Annotated in this window: 23 protein-coding genes; 20 read left to right on the forward strand and 3 right to left on the reverse strand. The window is 68.4% G+C overall.

The window, feature by feature from the left end; genetic code table 11:
* Window position 1: 1 nt before the first annotated feature.
* The 12 genes from G6N07_RS07825 to G6N07_RS07880 all read left to right on the forward strand — a co-directional run bounded on the left by G6N07_RS07825 (window position 2) and on the right by G6N07_RS07880 (window position 11,014).
* The gene (locus tag G6N07_RS07825; protein ID WP_085191153.1) at window positions 2-628 is read left to right on the forward strand and encodes a PaaI family thioesterase; all 627 of its coding nucleotides are present in this window, start codon (window positions 2-4) and stop codon (window positions 626-628) included.
* Entirely contained in the window at window positions 625-1,071 is a 447-nt protein-coding gene (locus G6N07_RS07830; protein ID WP_085190851.1) for a TIGR02611 family protein, read from the forward strand. Before G6N07_RS07825 ends, G6N07_RS07830 begins: the two co-directional genes overlap by 4 nt.
* Before the next feature lie 85 nt (window positions 1,072-1,156).
* The gene (gene thrS / locus G6N07_RS07835; RefSeq protein ID WP_085190849.1) at window positions 1,157-3,223 is read left to right on the forward strand and encodes a threonine--tRNA ligase; all 2,067 of its coding nucleotides are present in this window, start codon (window positions 1,157-1,159) and stop codon (window positions 3,221-3,223) included.
* Between the two features lie 98 nt (window positions 3,224-3,321).
* A complete protein-coding gene (locus G6N07_RS07840; protein ID WP_085191151.1) occupies window positions 3,322-3,939 on the forward strand; it encodes an ATP adenylyltransferase in 618 nt (205 codons plus the stop codon).
* The gene (pgsA, locus tag G6N07_RS07845) at window positions 3,936-4,604 is read left to right on the forward strand and encodes a phosphatidylinositol phosphate synthase (protein ID WP_085190847.1); all 669 of its coding nucleotides are present in this window, start codon (window positions 3,936-3,938) and stop codon (window positions 4,602-4,604) included. The genes G6N07_RS07840 and pgsA overlap by 4 nt, the downstream gene beginning before the upstream one ends.
* Window positions 4,601-5,524: a phosphatidylinositol mannoside acyltransferase gene (locus G6N07_RS07850; RefSeq protein WP_085190845.1), complete on the forward strand. Its 924-nt coding sequence runs from the start codon at window positions 4,601-4,603 to the stop codon at window positions 5,522-5,524. The genes pgsA and G6N07_RS07850 overlap by 4 nt, the downstream gene beginning before the upstream one ends.
* A gap of 2 nt (window positions 5,525-5,526) precedes the next feature.
* A complete protein-coding gene (locus G6N07_RS07855; RefSeq protein WP_085191149.1) occupies window positions 5,527-6,651 on the forward strand; it encodes a glycosyltransferase family 4 protein in 1,125 nt (374 codons plus the stop codon).
* Window positions 6,648-7,661, forward strand: coding sequence for an NUDIX hydrolase (locus G6N07_RS07860; RefSeq protein ID WP_085190843.1), 1,014 nt, complete (start codon window positions 6,648-6,650; stop codon window positions 7,659-7,661). Before G6N07_RS07855 ends, G6N07_RS07860 begins: the two co-directional genes overlap by 4 nt.
* A gap of 60 nt (window positions 7,662-7,721) precedes the next feature.
* The gene (gene pdxS, locus G6N07_RS07865) at window positions 7,722-8,675 is read left to right on the forward strand and encodes a pyridoxal 5'-phosphate synthase lyase subunit PdxS (RefSeq protein WP_085190841.1); all 954 of its coding nucleotides are present in this window, start codon (window positions 7,722-7,724) and stop codon (window positions 8,673-8,675) included.
* Between the two features lie 44 nt (window positions 8,676-8,719).
* Entirely contained in the window at window positions 8,720-9,568 is an 849-nt protein-coding gene (tesB, locus tag G6N07_RS07870) for an acyl-CoA thioesterase II (protein ID WP_085190839.1), read from the forward strand.
* Window positions 9,565-10,155 carry a pyridoxal 5'-phosphate synthase glutaminase subunit PdxT gene (gene pdxT / locus G6N07_RS07875; protein ID WP_085190837.1) on the forward strand — a complete coding sequence of 197 codons (591 nt, stop codon included), beginning with the start codon at window positions 9,565-9,567 and terminating at the stop codon, window positions 10,153-10,155. The genes tesB and pdxT overlap by 4 nt, the downstream gene beginning before the upstream one ends.
* Window positions 10,156-10,261: 106 nt before the next feature.
* A complete protein-coding gene (locus G6N07_RS07880) occupies window positions 10,262-11,014 on the forward strand; it encodes a YebC/PmpR family DNA-binding transcriptional regulator (protein WP_085190835.1) in 753 nt (250 codons plus the stop codon).
* 43 nt (window positions 11,015-11,057) lie between these two features.
* Here the strand turns inward: G6N07_RS07880 and G6N07_RS19955 are convergent, their stop codons facing one another.
* On the reverse strand, window positions 11,058-11,291 hold the full coding sequence (locus tag G6N07_RS19955) for a hypothetical protein (protein ID WP_220096649.1): 234 nt from the start codon (window positions 11,289-11,291) through the stop codon (window positions 11,058-11,060).
* Window positions 11,292-11,294: 3 nt separating this feature from the next.
* Here G6N07_RS19955 and G6N07_RS19825 point away from each other — a divergent pair, with 3 nt between their 5' ends.
* Together G6N07_RS19825 and fmdA are read left to right on the forward strand one after the other, a co-directional pair.
* Window positions 11,295-11,519, forward strand: coding sequence for a zinc ribbon domain-containing protein (locus G6N07_RS19825; RefSeq protein ID WP_163784137.1), 225 nt, complete (start codon window positions 11,295-11,297; stop codon window positions 11,517-11,519).
* 9 nt (window positions 11,520-11,528) lie between these two features.
* On the forward strand, window positions 11,529-12,782 hold the full coding sequence (fmdA, locus tag G6N07_RS07895) for a formamidase (protein ID WP_085190833.1): 1,254 nt from the start codon (window positions 11,529-11,531) through the stop codon (window positions 12,780-12,782).
* A 24-nt stretch (window positions 12,783-12,806) separates the two neighbouring features.
* Here the strand turns inward: fmdA and G6N07_RS07900 are convergent, their stop codons facing one another.
* Both G6N07_RS07900 and G6N07_RS20700 read right to left on the reverse strand, forming a co-directional pair.
* Window positions 12,807-13,997, reverse strand: coding sequence for a mechanosensitive ion channel family protein (locus G6N07_RS07900; RefSeq protein WP_085190831.1), 1,191 nt, complete (start codon window positions 13,995-13,997; stop codon window positions 12,807-12,809).
* Window positions 13,998-14,195: 198 nt separating this feature from the next.
* The gene (locus G6N07_RS20700; protein ID WP_263858032.1) at window positions 14,196-14,318 is read right to left on the reverse strand and encodes a hypothetical protein; all 123 of its coding nucleotides are present in this window, start codon (window positions 14,316-14,318) and stop codon (window positions 14,196-14,198) included.
* 103 nt (window positions 14,319-14,421) lie between these two features.
* Between G6N07_RS20700 and ruvC the strand changes: the two genes are divergently transcribed.
* The 6 genes from ruvC to secD all read left to right on the forward strand — a co-directional run bounded on the left by ruvC (window position 14,422) and on the right by secD (window position 20,768).
* Complete coding sequence (gene ruvC / locus G6N07_RS07905; protein WP_085190829.1) at window positions 14,422-14,976, forward strand: crossover junction endodeoxyribonuclease RuvC; 555 nt, start codon at window positions 14,422-14,424, stop codon at window positions 14,974-14,976.
* Window positions 14,973-15,563: a Holliday junction branch migration protein RuvA gene (ruvA, locus tag G6N07_RS07910; RefSeq protein WP_085190827.1), complete on the forward strand. Its 591-nt coding sequence runs from the start codon at window positions 14,973-14,975 to the stop codon at window positions 15,561-15,563. The genes ruvC and ruvA overlap by 4 nt, the downstream gene beginning before the upstream one ends.
* Window positions 15,564-15,600: 37 nt before the next feature.
* Window positions 15,601-16,662: a Holliday junction branch migration DNA helicase RuvB gene (gene ruvB / locus G6N07_RS07915; RefSeq protein ID WP_085190825.1), complete on the forward strand. Its 1,062-nt coding sequence runs from the start codon at window positions 15,601-15,603 to the stop codon at window positions 16,660-16,662.
* Window positions 16,663-17,275: 613 nt separating this feature from the next.
* Complete coding sequence (locus G6N07_RS07920) at window positions 17,276-17,965, forward strand: hypothetical protein (protein ID WP_085190823.1); 690 nt, start codon at window positions 17,276-17,278, stop codon at window positions 17,963-17,965.
* Between the two features lie 592 nt (window positions 17,966-18,557).
* Complete coding sequence (yajC, locus tag G6N07_RS07925; protein ID WP_085190821.1) at window positions 18,558-18,911, forward strand: preprotein translocase subunit YajC; 354 nt, start codon at window positions 18,558-18,560, stop codon at window positions 18,909-18,911.
* 87 nt (window positions 18,912-18,998) lie between these two features.
* Window positions 18,999-20,768 (forward strand): protein translocase subunit SecD, encoded by a 1,770-nt coding sequence (gene secD, locus G6N07_RS07930; protein ID WP_085190819.1) that lies wholly within the window; start codon window positions 18,999-19,001, stop codon window positions 20,766-20,768.
* The last annotated feature ends 3 nt before the right edge of the window (window positions 20,769-20,771 follow it).

The raw sequence follows: 20,771 nt of genomic DNA on the forward strand, positions 1-20,771 counted from the left end.
TGTGGCCAGTGAATCGACTCAGGCGCAGAACGGGGGCGGCTTCAACGCTCCCGAACCGACCACCCGCGGCGGACCCGACTACGGCCGGTTCGTCGAGGCGGTCCGGGAATTGCAGGACCTCGCCCGCTCGGCGGACGCCCCCGACGAGGTCGTCACCGAGGCGGCCGGGCTGATCGAGAAGGTCACCGGTCTGCTGGCGCCGTACCGTGCCGACGAGTGGACTTCACCGTCCGGGCGGCGGATGGACCTGCCCAACCGCGGCAACATCCTGCAGGTGCCGATGTTCCTCGCCGAGACGGACGACGGACGCATCGCGGGGGAGGCCACGTTTCGTCGCTTCCACCTCGGCCGCAACGGGGCCGCGCACGGCGGTGCGGTGGCCCTGCTGTTCGACTCGGTGCTCGGGTACACCACCTACAAGCTGACTCAGAGCCGGTTCCAGCGCACCGCCTTCCTGCACGTGAACTACCGCAACATCGCGCCGGTGGAGAAGACGTTGCGCGTCGAGGCCGGCATCGACCGGATCGAGGGGCGCAAGATCTTCGTCGAAGGCCGGCTGCTCGACGGTGACACCCTGCTCGCCGACGCGGAGGCGTTGTTCGTCCGACTCAACCCGGGGCAGCCGTGACCGAGAACGACACCGAGGAACCGTCGCGCTGGTCGCTGATCAAAGACCGGCGGCAGCGCTGGCGTGACGGACTGCGACGGCGGCCGCGCGTCGAGTTCTTCTACCGCATCGCCGTCGGCGTGGTCGGCCTCGTGGTGTTGGGGCTCGGCATCCTCACGATTCCCTATCCAGGGCCGGGATGGGCAACCGTGTTCGTCGGCCTGGGCATTCTCGCCACCGAATTTCACTGGGCGAACCGTCTGCTGGTCTATGCCCGTGAACGCTACGACCGGGTGATGGACTGGTTCCACGGCCAGCACGCCTTCATCCAGATCCTCGGCGGTCTTCTCACCGCGCTCGTCGTGTTCGCCACGCTGTGGCTGTTGGGTGCCGTGGACTGGGTTGCCCGAATCTTCGGCATCGACCACCAGTGGCTGAACAGTCCGTTCGGGTTGGGCCCCTGATCGTCGCAGCACGCTCGGGGAAGCGCGGTCGCACCGATAGCATGGTCGCGATCGACCGTCTCCCAACCACCGGAAAGAGTCACCGATGAGCGCCGCCGCCAGCCCAGCCCCCGCAGCCCCGATCCGGGTCGCTGCCGGGACGACCGCCGGGGCGGCCGTGCGTGACGCGGGGCTGCCGAGCCGGGGTGCACCTGACGCGATCGTCGTCGTCCGCGACGCCGAGGGCCGGTTACGCGACCTGTCGTGGGCGCCGGACACCGACGTCGAGGTCGTTCCGGTCCCCGCCGACACCGAGGACGGCCGAAGCGTGATCCGCCATTCGGCGGCGCACGTACTCGCCCAGGCGGTGCAGGACCTCTTCCCCGAGGCCAAACTCGGCATCGGACCGCCGATCACCGACGGCTTCTACTACGACTTCGACGTCCCACAGGCGTTCACCCCCGAAGACCTCGAGGCGCTCGAGAAGAAGATGCGCCAGATCGTCAAAGAGGGCCAGCTGTTCTCCCGGCGCGTCTACGAGTCCAAGGACGCGGCGCGCGCGGAACTGGCCGGCGAGCCGTACAAACTCGAGCTGGTCGACGACAAGTCGGGTGACCCCGAGGTGATGGAAGTCGGCCCCCCTGGCTCTGGTGACCAGCTGACCGCCTACGACAATCTCAACCCGCGCACCCGGGAACGCGTCTGGGGCGATCTGTGCCGAGGTCCGCACATCCCGACGACCAAGTACATCCCGGCGTTCAAGCTGACACGCAGTTCGGCTGCGTACTGGCGCGGCGATCAGGCCAACGCCAGTCTGCAGCGCATTTACGGCACGGCCTGGGAGTCGCAGGAGGCGCTGGACCGTCACCTCGAGCTGATCGAGGAGGCGCAGCGCCGCGACCACCGCAAGCTCGGTGTCGAGCTCGACCTGTTCAGCTTCCCGGACGAACTCGGTTCCGGTCTGCCGGTCTTCCATCCCAAGGGCGGCATCGTCCGCAAGGAACTCGAGGACTATTCGCGGGCCAAACACCTCGAGGCCGGCTACGAATTCGTCAACACACCGCACATCACCAAACAGCAGCTCTACGTCACCTCCGGGCACCTCGAGTGGTACGCCGAAGGGATGTTCCCGGCGATGCACATCGACGCGGAGTTCGACGCGGACGGCGAGGTACGCAGACCAGGGCAGGACTACTACCTGAAGCCGATGAACTGCCCGATGCATCACCTGATCTACCGGTCCCGCGGCCGGTCCTACCGGGAACTGCCGTTGCGGCTCTTCGAATTCGGATCGGTGTACCGCTACGAGAAGTCCGGTGTGGTGCACGGCCTGACCCGCGTACGCGGTATGACGCAGGACGATGCGCACATCTACACCACCCGCGAGCAGATGCGAGACGAGCTGGCGTCGCTGCTGCAGTTCGTCCTCGAGCTGCTGGCCGATTACGGCCTCGACGAGTACTACCTGGAACTGTCGACCAAGGATCCCGACAAGTACGTCGGCTCCGACGAGATCTGGGAGGAAGCCACCGAGACGCTGCGCGAGGTGGCCGAGGCCTCCGGGCTGGATTTGGTGCCGGATCCCGGCGGCGCCGCGTTCTACGGGCCGAAGATCTCGGTTCAGGTCAAGGACGCGCTGGGACGCAACTGGCAGATGTCGACGATCCAGCTGGACTTCAACATGCCTGAGCGGTTCGAGTTGGAGTACACCGCCGCCGACGGCAGTAGGCAGCGGCCGGTGCTGATCCACCGCGCACTGTTCGGGTCGATCGAGCGGTTCTTCGGGGTGCTGACCGAGCACTACGCCGGGGCGTTCCCGGCGTGGCTGGCACCGGTTCAGGTGGTCGGCATCCCGGTCGCCGACGCCCATGCTCCGTATCTGGAAGAGGTTGCAGTACAGCTGCATTCGCGCGGCGTGCGGGTCGAGGTGGACCGCAGTGACGACCGGATGGCCAAGAAGATCGTCAACCACACCAACCAGCGGGTGCCGTTCATGCTCCTGGCCGGCGACAAAGACGTCGACGCCGGCGCGGTGAGCTTCCGCTTCGGTGACCGCACTCAGATCAACGGCGTGCCGCGCGACGAGGCGGTCGAGGCGATCGTCAGCTGGATCGCCGAGCGCCGCAACTCCGTCCCCACCGCCGATCTGGTGAAGGTGGGCGCCGAACCGTGAACGGCGACGTCACCGGACCGGACGACCAGACAACTAGCGATGAGCGCTTGCGCGAAGAGCAGACGATTAGCGATGAGCGCTTGCGCGAAGAGCAGACGATTAGCGATGAGCGCTTGCGCGAAGAGCAGACGATTATCGACCACGGGGTCGGCGACCCGGACCACCTGCAGCGGCTGTGGACGCCGCACCGGATGAGCTACATCGCCGAGTCACCGATGAAGAAGGGCTCGGACTCGTCTCAATCCTCACAGCCGTTCACCGACATCCCCAACCTGGCCGACGAGGATGGACTGGTGGTGGCCCGCGGTGAGCTGGTGTACGCGGTGCTCAACCTGTACCCGTACAACCCCGGACACCTGATGGTCGTGCCGTACCGCCGGGTGTCGGAACTGGAGGATCTCACCGACGCCGAGAGTGCCGAGCTGATGTCGTACACCCAGAAGGCGATCCGCGTGATCAAGGCGGTGTCGCGTCCGCACGGTTTCAACGTGGGGCTGAATCTAGGGCACTCGGCGGGCGGCTCACTCGCCGAACATCTGCACATGCACGTGGTGCCTCGGTGGGGCGGCGACGCCAACTTCATCACGATCATCGGCGGGTCAAAGGTGATCCCGCAGCTGCTGCGCGAGACACGCGCGCTGCTGGCGACGGAGTGGGCGAAACAGGACCGGGGATCGGGCCGGGGCGAGGGAAGCCACGGGAGGTCGGACGCGTGAGCAACGTCTACCTGATGACCCGCGCCGCCTATGTCAAATTGTCGCGGCCACTGGCCAGGGCCGCGCTGCGGGCGGGGTTCACTCCCGACAGCATCACGATCCTGGGAACCGCGGGTACCGTGCTCGCAGCCTTGACCCTGTTCCCGGTCGGACAGCTGTGGTGGGGCGCATTCGCGGTGGGCCTGTTCGTGCTGGCCGACATGCTCGACGGCGCGATGGCGCGTGAACGCGGCGGCGGCACCAGGTTCGGCGCCGTGCTAGACGCGGCCTGCGACCGCATCGCCGACGGCGCCGTCTTCGCGGGTCTGCTGTGGTGGGCGGCGTTCGGCATGAACAGCCCGGCGCTGGTGGTGGCCACCCTGATCTGTCTGATCACCTCGCAGGTCATCTCCTACATCAAGGCTCGCGCCGAGGCCAGCGGTCTGCGCGGCGACGGCGGCCTCATCGAGCGCCCCGAACGACTGGTGATCGTGCTGACCGGCGCCGGCCTGTCGGGGGTGTCGTTCCTGCACATCCCGTGGCTGTTGCCCGTGGCGATGTGGATCCTGGCCGTGGCCAGCGTCGTCACGGTCCTGCAGCGGCTGCACACGGTGCGCAGCTCGCCGGGCGCGATGGACCGGCTCGAGCCCAAAGGCGAAGAGAAGCCGCCGGCGGACGAATCGTGACCGCACGCGGCAGTTGGCTGCCCGGCACCGACCACCTGACGGACTGGGGTTACGCCGCCGGATGGCGGGTGGTGCGTGCCGTACCGGAAACCGTGGCCCGCAGCGCGTTTGACGCGGGGGCGCGGTACTCGGCGCGCAACGGTGGCCCCGCGCAACTGCGCAAGAACCTCGCGCGGGTCATCGGTGTCGCGCCGCCCGACGTGCCCGAGGAGCTGATGCGCGCGTCGCTGGCCTCCTACGCCCGGTACTGGCGAGAAGCCTTCCGGCTGCCGACGATGGACCACCGCAAACTGGGGCGGGAACTGACCGTCGACGGCATTCAGCATGTCTGGGACGCTCTCGAGGCGGGCCGCGGCGCCGTAGTGGCGCTGCCGCACAGCGGTAACTGGGACATGGCGGGGGTGTGGCTGGTCCAGAACCACGGCAGGTTCACCACGGTGGCCGAACGGCTTCGCCCGGAGTCGCTGTTCAACCGTTTCGTCGCCTACCGCGAGAGCCTGGGCTTCGAGGTGATCCCGCTCTCCGGCGGGGAGCGCCCGCCGTATCAGCTGCTGCGGGACCGCTTGCGGGCCAACCGGGTGGTGTGCCTGATGGCCGAACGCGACCTGACCCGCCAAGGCGTTGCGGTGGACTTTTTCGGCGAGCCGACGCGGATGCCGGCCGGACCGGCGAAGCTGGCCTGCGAGACCGGGGCGGCACTGCTGCCGGTGCACTGCTGGTTCGACGGCGACGGCTGGGGTATGCGGGTCTTCGCGCCGCTCGACACCTCCAGTGGCAATGTCGGGGTGATCACCCAGGCGCTGGCGGACCGGTTCGCTGCCAACATCGCCGAACATCCCGAGGACTGGCACATGATGCAGCCGCAGTGGATCGCCGACCTCTCCGACGCACGCCGCGCCCGGCTGGCCGGAGCCGGGTGACCATGCGCATCGGCATGGTGTGCCCGTACTCCTTCGACGTGCCGGGCGGGGTGCAGTCCCACGTCCTGCAGTTGGCAGAGGTCATGCGCGAGCGCGGCCACGCGGTGAGTGTGCTGGCCCCGTCCTCACCGCGCGTCGACCTGCCCGACTACGTGGTCTCGGGCGGGCGCGCGGTGCCGATTCCCTACAACGGTTCGGTGGCGCGGTTGCGGTTCGGGCCCGCCACCCACCGCCTGGTGAAGAAGTGGCTCGCCCACGGCGATTTCGACGTCCTGCACCTGCACGAGCCCAACGCGCCGAGCCTGTCGATGCTGGCGTTGCAGGCCGCCGAGGGGCCGATCGTCGCGACGTTCCACACCTCGACCACCAAATCGCTGACCCTGTCGGTGTTCCAGGGCATCCTGCGCCCGTACCACGAGAAGATCGTCGGCCGGATCGCCGTGTCGGACCTGGCGCGGCGCTGGCAGATGGAGGCGCTGGGTTCCGACGCGGTCGAGATTCCCAACGGGGTCGACGTCGCGTTCTTCGCTGACGCGCCCCGTCTCGACGGCTATCCGCGCCCGGGGCGCACGGTGCTGTTCCTGGGCCGCTATGACGAGCCGCGCAAGGGGATGACCGTGCTGCTCGGGGCGTTGCCCGCCGTGGTGGCGCGGTATCCGGACGTGGAGATCCTCATCGTCGGCCGCGGTGACGAGGGCGAGTTGCGCGAACAGGCCGGCCCGTTGGCGTCGCACCTGTGCTTCATGGGACAGGTCGACGACGCGGTCAAGGCGTCGGCGATGCGCAGCGCCGACGTGTACTGCGCGCCGAACACCGGCGGGGAAAGTTTCGGCATCGTGCTGGTGGAGGCGATGGCGGCCGGAACCGCGGTCGTAGCCAGCGACCTCGACGCGTTCCGCCGGGTGCTGTGCGACGGCGCGGCCGGCCGGCTGGTCACCGTCGGTGACGCCGAGGTGCTGGCCGCCGGGTTGATCGAGATGCTCGGCGACGAGAAGTCGCGGCAACGCTACATCGCCGCGGCGTCCGAAGTCGTCGGCCGCTACGACTGGTCCGTGGTGGCCGCCCAGATCATGCGGGTCTACGAGACCGTCGCCGGGGCAGGAGTGAAGGTCCGGGTCGCGCCGTGACGTGGGTCCTGATCGCCGCGCTGGCGGTCCTACTGGTGTTCGTGCTGCTCGTCGGCGCGTGGGCATATCAGACCGCGCACCGTCTCGACCGGTTGCACGTGCGCTACGACCTCAGCTGGCAAGCGCTCGACGGCGCGCTGGCCCGCCGCGCCGTGGTGGCCCGCGCGGTCGCCGTCGATGCCTACGCCGGGGGACCCCAGGGCAGACGGCTGGCCGCACTCGCCGACGCCGCCGAGCGCGCGCCGCGCAGCGGTCGGGAGGCCGCCGAGAACGAACTGTCGGCCGCGTTGGCGTTGGTCGATCCGGCGTCCCTGCCGGTCGCACTGGTCGCCGAACTCGCCGATGCCGAGGCCAGGGTCCTGCTGGCCCGCCGGTTCCACAACGATGCGGTGCGCGACACCCTGACGCTGCGCGAACGCGCGCCCGTGCGGCTGCTGCGGCTGGGGGGGACCGCGGCGCTGCCCACCTACTTCGAGATCGCGGAGGTCTCTTCACGCGACATCGAACCGCTGACCCGGCGAATCTCGGCGCGGGTCGTGCTACTCGACGAGACCGGTGCGGTGCTGCTGTTCTGTGGGTCCGACCCGTCGCTGGTCGACGCCCCGCGGTGGTGGTTCACCGTCGGCGGGGCGGTGGAGCCGGGGGAGGCGCTTGCGCAGGCCGGTGCGCGGGAGATCGCCGAGGAGACCGGGCTGCGCGTCGACCCCGACGCGCTGGTCGGCCCGGTGTGGCGGCGACAGGCGGTTTTCGAGTTCGACGGCGCGGCGATCCGTAGCGAGGAGATGTTCTTCGTATATCGCACGTCGCGGTTCGAGCCGTCCGTCGGCGGTCACACGGCCATGGAGCGGCGCACGATTCACGGTCACCGCTGGTGTGATGCGACAATGATCGCCGAACTGGTCGCCGGCGGAGAGCCCGTTTACCCGGAGCAGTTGGGTGCGTTGCTGGACCGGGCCAACGAGCTGGCCGACGGGCCGGCGCCGCCGGGACCTGTGGAAACAATCCGCTGAATTGCGGATTCGATTGATTGGGCGCCGCTACTAGACTGGATCGGTAGCGATTCGGAGGAGATGACAGTGGTTTTCGAACGGGAGCAGCGCGACGATCGGAGCAACGGCGCTGCCACGCAGAACGGCTCGGCGCATCAGACGGGCACTGCCCGGGTGAAGCGTGGGATGGCAGAGATGCTCAAGGGCGGTGTGATCATGGACGTGGTAACCCCTGAGCAGGCGCGCATCGCCGAGGGTGCCGGGGCGGTGGCGGTGATGGCGCTCGAGCGGGTGCCCGCCGACATCCGCGCCCAGGGCGGGGTGTCGCGGATGAGTGACCCGGACATGATCGAGGGCATCATCGACGCGGTCACGATCCCGGTGATGGCCAAGGCAAGGATCGGTCACTTCGTCGAGGCGCAGATCCTGCAGAGCCTGGGCGTGGACTACGTCGACGAGTCCGAGGTCCTCACCCCTGCGGACTACACCCATCACATCGACAAGTGGAAGTTCACCGTGCCGTTCGTGTGCGGGGCGACCAACCTGGGCGAGGCGCTGCGCCGGATCACCGAGGGTGCGGCGATGATCCGCTCCAAAGGTGAGGCCGGCACCGGCGACGTGTCCAACGCCACCACCCACATGCGCAAGATCGGCGGCGAGATCCGCCGGCTGACCTCGTTGTCGGAGGACGAGTTGTACGTGGCGGCAAAGGACTTGCAGGCGCCCTACGATCTCGTCGCCGAGGTGGCGCACGCCGGCAAGCTCCCGGTGACGCTGTTCACCGCTGGTGGTATCGCGACCCCGGCGGATGCCGCGATGATGATGCAGCTCGGCGCCGAGGGGCTGTTCGTCGGATCGGGCATCTTCAAGTCGGGTAATCCAGCCGAGCGGGCGGCGGCGATCGTCAAGGCGACGACCTTCTACGACGATCCCGATGTGCTGGCGAAAGTGTCGCGCGGGTTGGGTGAGGCGATGGTCGGCATCAACGTTGCGGACATCGCCCACTCGGACCGGCTCGCCGAACGCGGCTGGTGACGCGATGAGTCCTTGCGCGAAGAGCAGACTGTACTAGTCACCGAATGGCGATCGAGCAGATCCTCGACCTCGAACAGCTCGAGGTCAACATTTACCGCGGCGGGGTGTTCAGCCCGGAGTCCGGGTTCCTACAGCGAACGTTCGGCGGACACGTCGCCGGACAGTCGCTAGTGTCGGCGGTGCGAACCGTCGAATCCAAGTATCTTGTCCACTCGCTGCACGGGTACTTCCTGCGGCCCGGTGACGCACGTGCGCCGACGATCTACATCGTCGAGCGGATTCGCGACGGCGGCTCCTTCTGCACCCGCCGGGTCAGCGCCATCCAGCACGGCGAGACGATCTTCTCAATGTCGGCCTCCTTCCAGACCGACCAGAGCGGTATCGAGCACCAGGACGCCATGCCGGTGGCGCCGCCGCCTGACGACATCCCCGATTTCAAGTCGGCCAGCAAGGTGTTCGAGGATGCCAGCTTCCGGCAGTTCGACGAGTGGGACGTCCGCATCATTCCGCGCGACCAGTTGAAGAAGGTGGCGGGTAAGGCGTCCCAGCAGCAGGTGTGGTTCCGGCACCGCGACCCGCTACCCGACGACCATGTGCTCCACATCTGCGCGCTGGCCTACATGAGCGACCTGACGCTGTTGGGTTCGGCCCAGGTCAACCACTCAGAGGAGCGTAAGCACCTGATGGTGGCGTCACTGGACCACGCGATGTGGTTCATGCGGCCCTTCCGCGCCGACGAATGGCTGCTCTACGACCAGTCATCGCCTTCGGCGTGCGGGGGCCGGGCGTTGACGCAGGGCAAGATCTACAACCGCTACGGCGATTTGGTCGCGGCGGTGATGCAAGAGGGGCTGACTCGTTACCCGCGCGACCTCGCCCCTGGCCGCCGATGAGGCCGCGCGTCGGCGTGCTCGCGCTGCAAGGTGACGTCCGTGAGCACCTTGCTGCATTGCAGGAAGCGGGCGCCGAGGCGGTCAAGGTACGCCGACTCGCCGAACTCGAAACGATCGACGCGCTGGTGATTCCCGGCGGGGAGTCGACGGCGATGAGTCACCTCCTGCGTGAACTGGAACTGCTCGAACCGTTGCGGGCTCGGCTCGCCGACGGGATGCCGGCCTACGGTTCGTGCGCCGGAATGATCCTGCTCGCCCGCGAGATCGTCGACGCCGGTGCCCCCGGGCGCGAGGCCACCCCGTTGAACGGCATCGACATGTCGGTTCGGCGCAACGCGTTCGGGCGTCAGGTCGACTCGTTCGAAGGCGACATCCCGTTCGAGGGCTTGGACTCTCCGGTGCACGCCGTGTTCATCCGGGCGCCGTGGGTCGAGCGCATCGGTGACGACGTCGAGGTGCTGGGCCGCGCCGACGCGCACATCGTTGCCGTCCGGCAGGGCCGCATGCTGGCCACGTCCTTCCACCCCGAGGTGACCGGTGACCGGCGGGTGCACAAACTGTTCGTCGACATGGTCACCGAGACGTGATTCCGGTGTCGTGGGTTGCGCCGGGCGCGACCAACCACACCTGAATCACCCTGCACGTAGACTCGACCACCGGACTTTGAACTTGAGCGAGAGAGGTAGTTCGCCGATGAGTGGCCATTCCAAGTGGGCGACCACGAAGCACAAGAAGGCGATCATCGATGCCCGCAGGGGTAAGAACTTCGCCAAACTGATCAAGAACATCGAGGTTGCGGCCCGCACCGGTGGCGGGGACCCAGGCGGCAACCCGACGCTCTACGACGCCATCCAGAAGGCCAAGAAAAGTTCGGTGCCCAACGACAACATCGAGCGGGCCCGCAAGCGGGGCGCAGGCGAAGAGGCCGGCGGCGCGGACTGGCAGACCATCACCTACGAGGGCTACGGGCCCAACGGGGTTGCCGTGCTCATCGAGTGCCTCACCGACAACCGCAACCGCGCGGCCGGCGAGGTGCGCGTCGCGATGACCCGCAACGGCGGCAACATGGCGGACCCGGGTTCGGTGTCCTACCTGTTCTCGCGCAAGGGCGTGGTGACTCTGGAGAAGAACGGCCTGTCCGAGGATGACGTGCTGATGGCCGTACTGGAGGCGGGCGCCGAGGAGGTCAACGACCTCGGCGACAGTTTCGAGGTCATCTCCGAACCGACCGACCTGGTCGCCGTGCGCACCGCGCTGCAGGACGCCGGCATCGACTACGATTCCGCCGACGCCAGCTTCCAGCCGTCGGTCACCGTGCCGCTGGACGCCGACGGCGCCCGCAAGGTGATGAAGCTCGTCGACGCCCTCGAGGACAGCGACGACGTGCAGGACGTCTACACCAACGCCGACATCCCCGACGAGATCCTCGCCCAACTCGAAACGTAGGTCGCCCCTGCGATCAGGCCGCAGGCATGAATGACGCTTCGGTCTACTCGTCTGCGGTCTTCTTCCTGATCGTCGTCGTGGTGCCGAACAGGTCGGCGGGGTGGTCGCGCAGCTGGAACGCCTGGCCCACGCGCCTGTCGGGTTCTCCGACTGCCGCGCGAGCGGCGCGAAGCCTCGGTAGGGTGAGGCTCACCGGCTTCGAGCGCAGTGAGGAAATGCCTTGATTCTCTATGTCTTTCGCTGTGAAGCCGGATGCGGCACCACCCAGCAGATGCATTCGATGCGCAGCCGTCCGGACGTCGTCGAGTGTCCCGACTGCGGCGGTTCTGCGCGCCGGGCGATGGCGGCCCCGCGCCTCGGCGGGGCAGCCGGAGCGGCGATGGCGTTGCAGGACGCCACCCGCGCCACCGCCGACCGCCCCTCGGTCGTCGCCGCACCACCGGCCGCGGCGCGTCGGCGCAGGATCAGTGCCAACCCGCTGCACCGCAAGCTTCCGCGACCGTAGGAGGAGCCCATGCCCGACGTTGTCTTCCCGCTCGACTCCACCAGGAAGTTCACCGATCAGGAGAAGGTCGGGCACAACCGCTGGCACCCCGACATCCCGGCCGCGGTGACGGTGAAGAAGGGCGACTCCTTCCGGGTGCACTGCCGGGAGTGGTTCGACGGTGCCATCCACAACGACGATTCGGCTGACGACATCCTCAACGCGCCGCTGACCACCGTGCACACGCTGTCCGGTCCGATCGCTGTCGAAGGCGCCAAACCGGGTGACCTGCTGATCGTCGACATCCTTGACGTCGGTCCAATTCCGCAGGAGGACTCCGGCCCGCTGGCCGGACAGGGCTGGGGCTACACCGGGATCTTCGCCACCCGCAACGGCGGCGGATTCCTCACCGAACAGTTCCCCGATGCGTACAAGGCGATTTGGGATTTCTCCGGGCAGAAGGCGACCTCCCGGCATGTGCCGGGGGTCCAGTTCACCGGCATCGTCCATCCCGGTCTGATCGGCACCGCGCCGTCGCGTGACCTGCTGTCGAGGTGGAACACCCGTGAGGCCGCGCTGATCGCCACCGATCCGGACCGGGTGCCGCCGTTGGCGCTGCCGCCGGAACCGCGGGACGCAATCCTCGGCAGCCTCACCGGTGACGCGTTCGCGAAGGCCGCCGCCGAAGCCGCCCGCACCGCGCCGCCGCGGGAGAACGGCGGAAACCAGGACATCAAGAACCTCACCAAGGGCAGCCGGATCTTCTACCCGGTGTTCGTCGACGGCGCGAACCTGTCCGTCGGCGACTTGCACTTCTCCCAGGGCGACGGTGAGATCACCTTCTGCGGCGCCATCGAGATGGGCGGCTTCATCGATCTGCGCGTCGACGTGATCCCCGGCGGGATGGAGACCTACGGGGTCAGCGAGAACGCAATCTTCATGCCCGGCAACACCGACCCGCAGTACTCCGAATGGCTGGCGTTCTCCGGGACGTCGGTCACCCTAGACGGCGAACAGCGGTACCTGGACTCGCATCTGGCCTATCAGCGCGCCTGCCTGCACGCGATCGACTACCTGACGAGGTTCGGCTACAGTCCCGAGCAGGCCTACCTGCTGCTGGGCGCCGCGCCGATCGAGGGGCGGCTGTCCGGTGTGGTGGACATCCCGAATGCCTGTGCGACCGTGTACATCCCGACGGCCATCTTCGACTTCCCGGTGGCGCCGACGGCGGCCGGTCCGGCGAAGATCGACCCGGGGATCGGGGCGCCGCACTCGTCCTTCTGAACGGCTCACAGCTAGCTTAGCTAGCTAGTTGCGGCCGTCCCCGTTTGACCCGGCGAAGTCGCGGGCGCGGGCATCGGCCTCCGGGCTGCCGGAGAACACCGCCGAGCCGACCCGCCTGGTTTCGCCGCCGGTGGTGTCGGGGCGCTTCGGTGCCGGTCGGCTGGTCTCCAGCCGGTACCTAGGGGCCGTGCCGTGGGTACGCCGGATCCAGTCGACCAGACCCTCGCGCACCGCGCACTGCAGATCCCACAGCGCGCTGGCGTCCGGGGCGCTGACCAGGACCCGCACCCGCACGAACCCGCCGACCGCGCCGGTCACCTGCAGGACGCCGCTGCGGCCGTCCCACTGGTTGCTCTGGGCAAGCAGGCGGTCCAACTCGGCACGCATGTCGTCGAAGGGCACCGAGAAGTCGACGTCCAGCTCGACGGTCCCCATGATCTCGGTGGCGCTGCGCGTCCAGTTCTGGAACGGCGTGGTGGTGAAGTAGGTGCAGGGCAGGACCAGGCGGCGTTCGTCCCAGACCCGGACCACTACGTAGGTCAGCGTGATTTCCTCGATGCGGCCCCATTCTTCTTCGAGCACCACCACGTCCCCTACCCGGATGGCGTCGGAGAACGCGATCTGCAGCCCGGCGAACACCGAGCCCAGCGAGGTCTGCGCGGCCAGACCGGCGACCACCGAAAGCACACCGGCCGAGGCGAACAGCGTGGCGCCGATGTCGCTGAAGGCGGGGAAGGTCATCAGGATCGCGGCGGACCCGAGGACGACGACGATCGCGATTGCCAGCCGGCGCAGCACGGTCACCTGCGTTCGCACCCTCCTGCGGTGGCGGTCGGCGTCGGTCAATCCGGCGTCGCCGCCGCCGAAGCGCGAGATCACCTGACGCTCGGCCACTTTTACAAGGCCGGTGATCAGCCAGGTGACCGTCGCGATCAGCGCGATCACCAAGCTGTGGTCCACCCAGCCGCGCCAGGTGGTCGCCGCGTCGGCGGTGCGCTGCACGGCGATCGTCGCCGCCATCACCATCAGGATCGCCCGGATCGGTAGCCGGGTGCACACCTCGATGTCCTTGACGATGTGGCTTCGGCGGGCGACCCGCGACAACACCCAGGTGAGCAGGATGCCCACAAGATAGGCGACGACCACGGCGCCGGCCACCCAACTGAGGGTGACGGCGAGGTCGGTGGCGGATTGGAGTTCGGTCTCTTCGGGCATCGGGGCATCTGCTCCACTGCTCGGGTTCGACGGTCGATCCCGAAGGTAGCGGCATGGGCGCGACTCGTCACATCGCCAGGTCACCGTGATTGCGCCGCTGAGCCGGCGCTGATCGGCGATGATGGCGCCATGACCGAGGTCACGGATCCGAACGCGACGGCATGGTCGGTACACCGGCCACGGCGGCCGTGGGAGATTTCACAGCGCGCTCGATCCTGGCCCCTCGGGGGAGTTCTGCGGCATGCGTGGAAGGTAGTGGTCACCCGCGGCGGCGATGACGTGGCCGACGAGAAGACGGTGAAGTGTCCCCGCCGGGATCACGCCACAGCATCTTCGCCCGTACACCTGGGCGGTGTGTCGCGGATATCCCCGCACGCTCGCCCGCTAGTGTTGTCGAACACATGTTCTCACGAAGGGGCTTGCCGTGCGGGTGATGGGAGTCGATCCCGGGTTGACGCGCTGTGGGCTTTCGGTGATCGAAAGCGGGCAGGGCCGGAAGGTGATCGCGCTCGACGTCGACGTGGTGCGCACCCCTTCCGACGAGCAATTGCACCGCAGGCTGCTGATCATCAGCGACACCGTGGAGCACTGGATGGACACCCACCGGCCCGACGTCATCGCGATCGAGCGGGTGTTCGCCAACCACAACGCCAACACCGCCATGGGGACCGCCCAGGCGGGCGGGGTGATCGCACTGGCCGCGGCCAAACGGGAGATCGACGTGCATTTCCACACGCCCAGTGAGGTCAAGGCCGCGGTCACCGGCAACGGTCGCGCCGACAAGGCGCAGGTGACCGAGATGGTGACGAGAATTCTTGCGTTGCAGGCGAAGCCGACGCCGGCGGACGCCGCCGACGCGCTGGCGCTGGCGATCTGCCATTGCTGGCGGGCCCCGATGATCGCGCGGATGGCTGCCGCGGCGGCGATGGCCGCCGAGCAGCGCCGCACGTATCAGGCCAAGCTCAGGGCGGCCAGGTGATCGCCTCGGTGCGCGGTGAGGTGATCGACATCGCGCTGGACCATGCGGTGATCGAGGCCGCCGGTGTCGGCTACAAGGTGATGGCCACCCCGTCGACGCTGGCCACGCTGCGCCGCGGTGCGGAATCGCGGCTGGTCACCGCGATGATCGTGCGCGAGGATTCGATGACGCTGTACGGGTTCGCCGACGCCGACGCCCGTGACCTGTTCGGCACGCTGCTGGGCGTATCGGGTGTGGGACCGAAGATCGCGTTGGCGACGCTGGCGGTGTACGACGCGCCGACGCTGCGCCAGGCGCTGGCCGACGGCGACATCACCGCGCTGACGAGGGTGCCCGGCATCGGCAAACGCGGCGCCGAGCGGATGGTGCTCGAACTGCGGGACAAGATCGGCCCGGTCACCACCGGCGCAGCGGCGACCGCCGTCGGTGGCCATGCCGTGCGCGGTCCCGTCGTCGAAGCCCTGGTGGGCCTCGGTTTCCCGGCCAAACACGCCGAGGAGGCGTGCGACAAGGTCCTGGCCGCGGATCCGGACGCCACCACCTCGAGCGCGTTGCGGGCGGCGTTGTCGATGCTGGGGAAGAAGTAGCCAGCGATGAGCCGCTCACGCGAAGATCAGACCTGACATGGGCCGCTTCGAGGAGGATGCCGAGGCCGACGACCGCGACGTCTCGGCGGCACTGACCGTCGGCGAGGGCGACATCGACGCCAGCCTGCGGCCGCGGTCGCTGGGGGAGTTCATCGGCCAGCCGCGGGTGCGTGAGCAGCTGCAGCTGGTGCTCGAGGGCGCCAAGAACCGCGGCGGCACACCGGACCACATCCTGCTGTCCGGTCCGCCGGGTCTGGGCAAGACGTCGCTGGCGATGATCATCGCCGCCGAGCTCTCGTCCTCGCTGCGGGTGACGTCGGGTCCGGCGCTGGAACGGGCCGGGGATCTGGCGGCGATGCTGTCCAATCTGGTGGAGGGCGACGTGCTGTTCATCGACGAGATCCACCGGATCGCGCGGCCGGCCGAGGAGATGCTATACCTCGCCATGGAGGATTTCCGGGTCGACGTCGTCGTCGGGAAAGGCCCCGGCGCGACGTCGATTCCGCTGGAGGTGGCGCCGTTCACCCTGGTGGGCGCCACCACCCGGTCCGGTGCGCTGACCGGTCCGCTGCGTGACCGGTTCGGTTTCACCGCCCACATGGACTTCTACGAGCCCGCCGAACTCGAACGGGTGCTGGCCCGCTCGGCGGGCATCCTCGGCATCCACCTCGGCGCCGAGGCCAGCGCCGAGATCGCCCAGCGCTCCCGTGGCACACCGAGGATCGCCAACCGGCTGCTGCGCCGGGTCCGCGACTACGCCGAGGTGCGCGCCGACGGCGTCATCACCCGCGACATCGCCAAGGCGGCGCTGGCGGTCTACGACGTCGACGAACTCGGTCTCGACCGGCTCGACCGCGCGGTGCTGTCGGCGTTGACCCGAAGCTTCGGCGGCGGACCGGTTGGCGTCTCGACGCTGGCCGTCGCGGTGGGGGAGGAGGCCACCACCGTCGAAGAGGTGTGCGAACCGTTCCTGGTGCGCGCCGGGATGCTCGCCCGCACCCCGCGCGGTCGCGTCGCCACAGCCTTGGCCTGGACGCACCTCGGGCTTACCCCACCAAGTGGTTTCACCGGGTTGGGCCAGGCTGAGCTCTTCGAGTGAGGAGCTCTTCGAGTGAGGAGGGCAGGTATAGGCAGCCGCACCATCCGGATCGGCGGCGTCTGCGGTCTCGTCTGAGCCGGTACGGCGATCACCGCCGATCTCGTCGGCGCACCGGAGCGACCCAGCACCCTCGGGGACGCAATGGGGCTCTTCTCGGCTGCTCGCCATCCCACCGGTCGTGCGCGTGGAGAGCGTGGGGGCCTGACTAGACAAGCCCAGCAACTGGCGATCGGTGGCGTACGTGACGATCACCGCCGCAGCGGCAGCAGCGTGTACTGCCGCTTCGGGCGATCCGGTCGGCACCGGGGTCAGGATCGTGCGGGTGAACATGTCCGGCAGGTTCAGCTGACCGGCTTAGGCGGTGTCGGGGGCGCTCGCACGCCTTCGCACAGCTGCGGCGGACATGGGCGAGCAGAGCCCGGACGTACTCATCGCACCGGGTTGGCGTCGCCCACTTCGTCGGCGGTCAGAGCATCGCAGCGTCGGGCCAGCGTTCCGACACGTCGGTGAGTGGTTGCTGTGCAGCGGTCGGTGTGGACCCCATAGGTGCAGCGTATTCGGATTACACCGGCGCGCAGTCGGGTACTCGGTTCCCACGACAGAGGAGGCAACAATGATCGGTTCCCAACGCCCGGACGAACCGCGCGGCGGCCGCATGAAGATTCCCCGCAGCCGCGGCGCGATCAGCGGGTTCCTACTCATCCTGCTCGGCCTGTGGGGCGCGCTCGTTCCCTTCCTCGGGCCGTATTTCGACTTCGCGTTCACCCCGGACGAGCCGTGGACGTGGACGAATGCCAGAGGCTGGCTGGAAGTGCTGCCCGGCGCAGTCGCCGTCGCCGGTGGCCTGCTGCTGTTGATGTCGCGTAACCGCGCCACCGCGTCGCTGGGTGCATGGCTGACCGTCGCCGCGGGTGCCTGGTTCGTCATCGGTCGAGCGCTGGCCGGTCCGCTGGGCCTGGGCAACGCCGGTACTCCGGTCGCCGGAACCGACACCAAGCGGGTGTGGCTGGAGCTCACCTACTTCTACGGGCTCGGCGCACTGATCGTCTTCCTCGGTGCGCTCGCGCTCGGCCGGCTGTCCGTCCGCAGCGTCCGCGACGTCGAGTACGCGCAGCGGCCGCTGACCACCGAGCAGCATGCCGCCGCTCCGATGACGCACACCGGTCCGCAGCCCACTGCGGGGCCGGTCGGCGCCAACGCGCCGATCCAGGCGACGGCCCAGCACGAGCCGGTGAAGCGCGGGCGCGGCCTGCGCGACATGTTTCACCGTGGTGGGCGCAACCGCACGCTGACTCACCACTAGCAGCGGTCGAAGAGAGATCCCGGTGGTCGACAATCCCGAGGGGTGACGACCGGGCTCCCTGCTGTCTCAGCCGATATGGGCCACGGCGTGCGTGATGCGGGTGTAGTCCTCCAGCCGGTACATCGACAGGTCCCTGCGGCTTGCGCGGCGACCGCCTCGATTACCGGGGTGCCGGGTTGCCGGTCGTGGTGACCGCGATGCCGAGGCCCAGTTCGATCAGCCGGTTACCGTCGGCGTCTCGACCATCCCGCCGTGCGTGGCGAGGTGGCGGTCTGTTCGAGGGCGTTCACGTCAAGGACTCCTGCCTCACGTGGGTGGCGGTGCTGCGGCACGCACGGGCCCTGGTCGCCCCGACGGCGGCCTGCGGCGGGAAACAAACGTCCGGGGAGCGCTTCAGTGGGGATTACGCAGCAAGCGCCCACGAATTGTGCGATTTCCGCGGGGTCGGGGTTGCGCAACCGTCCCCGCGTGACCGGGCATCCCGGTTACGGCGCGGACAATGGCACACTGGTCAACTACGAGGCGCCTGTTTTCCGGGGGGATCAAGGGCGCCGTGACCGCGAACACCTCGAACCGAAAGACGCTTGCTGCCATGGATCTGGTCGTATTCCTACCCCTGCTCATCATCATGGGCGCCTTCATGTTCTTCGCCTCCCGCCGCCAGAAGAAGGCGATGCAGGCCACCATTGACCTGCACAATTCTCTTCAGGTGGGCGACCGCATCCACACCACCTCCGGGCTGCAGGGCACCATCACCGGCATCACTGATGACGACGTCCACCTGGAGATCGCTCCGGGCGTCGTCACGACGTGGATGAAGCTCGCGGTGCGGGACCGCATCGATCCCGGCGACGAACTCGACGCCGTCGATGCGGCAGCCACCGAGGTGTTCGAAAGCCCCGTCGTCGATAAGGCGTCCGATCCTGGGCGGTCCAAGCGGGACTGACCACAGGGAAACTGACAGCAAGCCCTCAGCAGCCGCACGTACCCTTTGCGGTGCTGACGAACTGAAATCCGAGGGGACCCAAGCAACGTGGCATCGTCTTCGGCGCCGGTACATCCTGCCCGCTATCTGTCGCTCTTCCTGGTACTGCTGGTAGGCGCCTTCCTCCTGGTCTTCCTGACCGGTGACAAGGAGGCCGACCCGAAGCTGGGTATAGACCTGCAGGGCGGCACCCGCGTCACCCTGACCGCGCGAACGCCGGACGGCTCCCCGCCGACCCGGGAATCGCTGGCCCAGGCCCAGGAGATCATCAGCGCGCGCGTCGACGGGTTGGGGGTTTCGGGTTCCGAAGTCGTCATCGACGGCGAGAACCTGGTCATCACCGTGCCCGGGAACGACAGCAGCGAGGCCCGCAACCTCGGTCAGACGGCACGGCTCTACATCCGCCCTGTGGTGCATGCGATGCAGGCACAGCCTGCCGCCGCGCAGGGCGGCCAACCGGGCGGCGAAGGACCCGCCCAGCCCGGCCAGCCGGCGCCGCCCGGCCAGGCGCCAGGCCTGCCGGGAATCCCCGGCCTGGTGCCCCAGCCGGGCGACGCGCCGCCGCCCGCCGACCCGCCACCGGCGCCGCAACCCCGGCCCTACCCACAGCAGCCGGCCCCTTCGCCGACCGATCCTGCCCCCGCGCCGGGCGGGCCGGCCGCACCTGCGCCGTCCCCCGTACCGGCTGCGCCCGACGAGCGTGCGGACCTCGCCCAGCGTATCGCCGACGAGAAGCAACTGCGCCAGAGCACCGATCCGTCCATCCAGCTGGTGGCACTGCAGTTCCAGGCCACCCGCTGCGGCGAGGACGACGTGCTCGCCGGCAACGACGACCCGAACCTGCCGCTGATCACCTGTTCGACCGACGGCCAGACCGTCTACCTGCTGAACAAGTCGATCATCAGCGGTGAGCAGATCGCCAACGCGTCCTCGGGTCTGGACCCCCAGCGCGGCGAGTACGTCGTCGACCTCGAGTTCGACGACGATGCGGCCAAGATCTGGGCGGATTTCACCGCAGCCAATGTCGGCACCCAGACCGCGTTCACCCTGGACTCCCGTGTGGTCAGCGCTCCCGAGATCCAGGAAGCCATCCCCGGTGGCCGGACCCAGATCACCGGCCGCTTCACCGCGGATTCCGCGCGTGAACTCGCCAACGTCCTCAAGTACGGCTCACTGCCGCTGTCGTTCGAATCGTCGGAAGCGGAGACGGTGTCGGCGACGCTGGGGCTGGCCTCGCTGAAGGCCGGACTGATCGCCGGTGCGATCGGTCTGGCGGCGGTGCTGCTGTACTCGCTGCTGTACTACCGCCTGCTCGGCGTGCTGATCGCGTTGTCACTGGTGGCCTCCGGGGCCATGGTGTTCGCGATCCTGGTGCTGCTCGGCCGCTACATCAACTACACCCTCGACTTGGCCGGTATCGCCGGTCTGATCATCGGTATCGGCACCACCGCGGACTCCTTCGTCGTGTTCTTCGAACGCATCAAGGACGAGATCCGCGAAGGACGCTCGTTCCGGTCGGCGGTGCCGCGTGGTTGGGCCAGAGCGCGCAAGACGATCGTGTCCGGCAACGCGGTGACGTTCCTCGCCGCGGCGGTGCTGTACTTCCTGGCCGTCGGCCAGGTCAAGGGCTTCGCGTTCACCCTCGGGCTCACCACGATCCTCGACGTCGTCGTGGTGTTCCTGGTCACATGGCCGTTGGTCTACCTGGCCTCCAAGACGACATGGGCGGCGAAACCGAAGTTCAACGGCCTCGGCGCGGTCCAGCAGATCGCGCGGGAACGACGGGCGGCCGCACACGCGACCGCGGGACGGGGATAGGCA

Origin of the sequence: Mycolicibacterium doricum (genome assembly GCF_010728155.1) — a bacterium.
Lineage (GTDB): Bacteria > Actinomycetota > Actinomycetes > Mycobacteriales > Mycobacteriaceae > Mycobacterium > Mycobacterium doricum.

Coding starts and splice junctions, on each gene's coding strand:
- G6N07_RS19825 (WP_163784137.1), top strand. CDS start 11,295: ATGCGCAGCCGTCCGGACGTCGTCGAGTGTCCCGACTGCGGCGGTTCT.
- fmdA (WP_085190833.1), top strand. CDS start 11,529: ATGCCCGACGTTGTCTTCCCGCTCGACTCCACCAGGAAGTTCACCGAT.
- G6N07_RS07900 (WP_085190831.1), bottom strand. CDS start 13,997: ATGCCCGAAGAGACCGAACTCCAATCCGCCACCGACCTCGCCGTCACC.
- tesB (WP_085190839.1), top strand. CDS start 8,720: ATGGCGATCGAGCAGATCCTCGACCTCGAACAGCTCGAGGTCAACATT.
- G6N07_RS07920 (WP_085190823.1), top strand. CDS start 17,276: ATGATCGGTTCCCAACGCCCGGACGAACCGCGCGGCGGCCGCATGAAG.
- G6N07_RS19955 (WP_220096649.1), bottom strand. CDS start 11,291: ATGCATCTGCTGGGTGGTGCCGCATCCGGCTTCACAGCGAAAGACATA.
- pdxS (WP_085190841.1), top strand. CDS start 7,722: ATGACAGTGGTTTTCGAACGGGAGCAGCGCGACGATCGGAGCAACGGC.
- ruvB (WP_085190825.1), top strand. CDS start 15,601: ATGGGCCGCTTCGAGGAGGATGCCGAGGCCGACGACCGCGACGTCTCG.
- pdxT (WP_085190837.1), top strand. CDS start 9,565: ATGAGGCCGCGCGTCGGCGTGCTCGCGCTGCAAGGTGACGTCCGTGAG.
- thrS (WP_085190849.1), top strand. CDS start 1,157: ATGAGCGCCGCCGCCAGCCCAGCCCCCGCAGCCCCGATCCGGGTCGCT.
- G6N07_RS07855 (WP_085191149.1), top strand. CDS start 5,527: ATGCGCATCGGCATGGTGTGCCCGTACTCCTTCGACGTGCCGGGCGGG.
- G6N07_RS07880 (WP_085190835.1), top strand. CDS start 10,262: ATGAGTGGCCATTCCAAGTGGGCGACCACGAAGCACAAGAAGGCGATC.
- yajC (WP_085190821.1), top strand. CDS start 18,558: ATGGATCTGGTCGTATTCCTACCCCTGCTCATCATCATGGGCGCCTTC.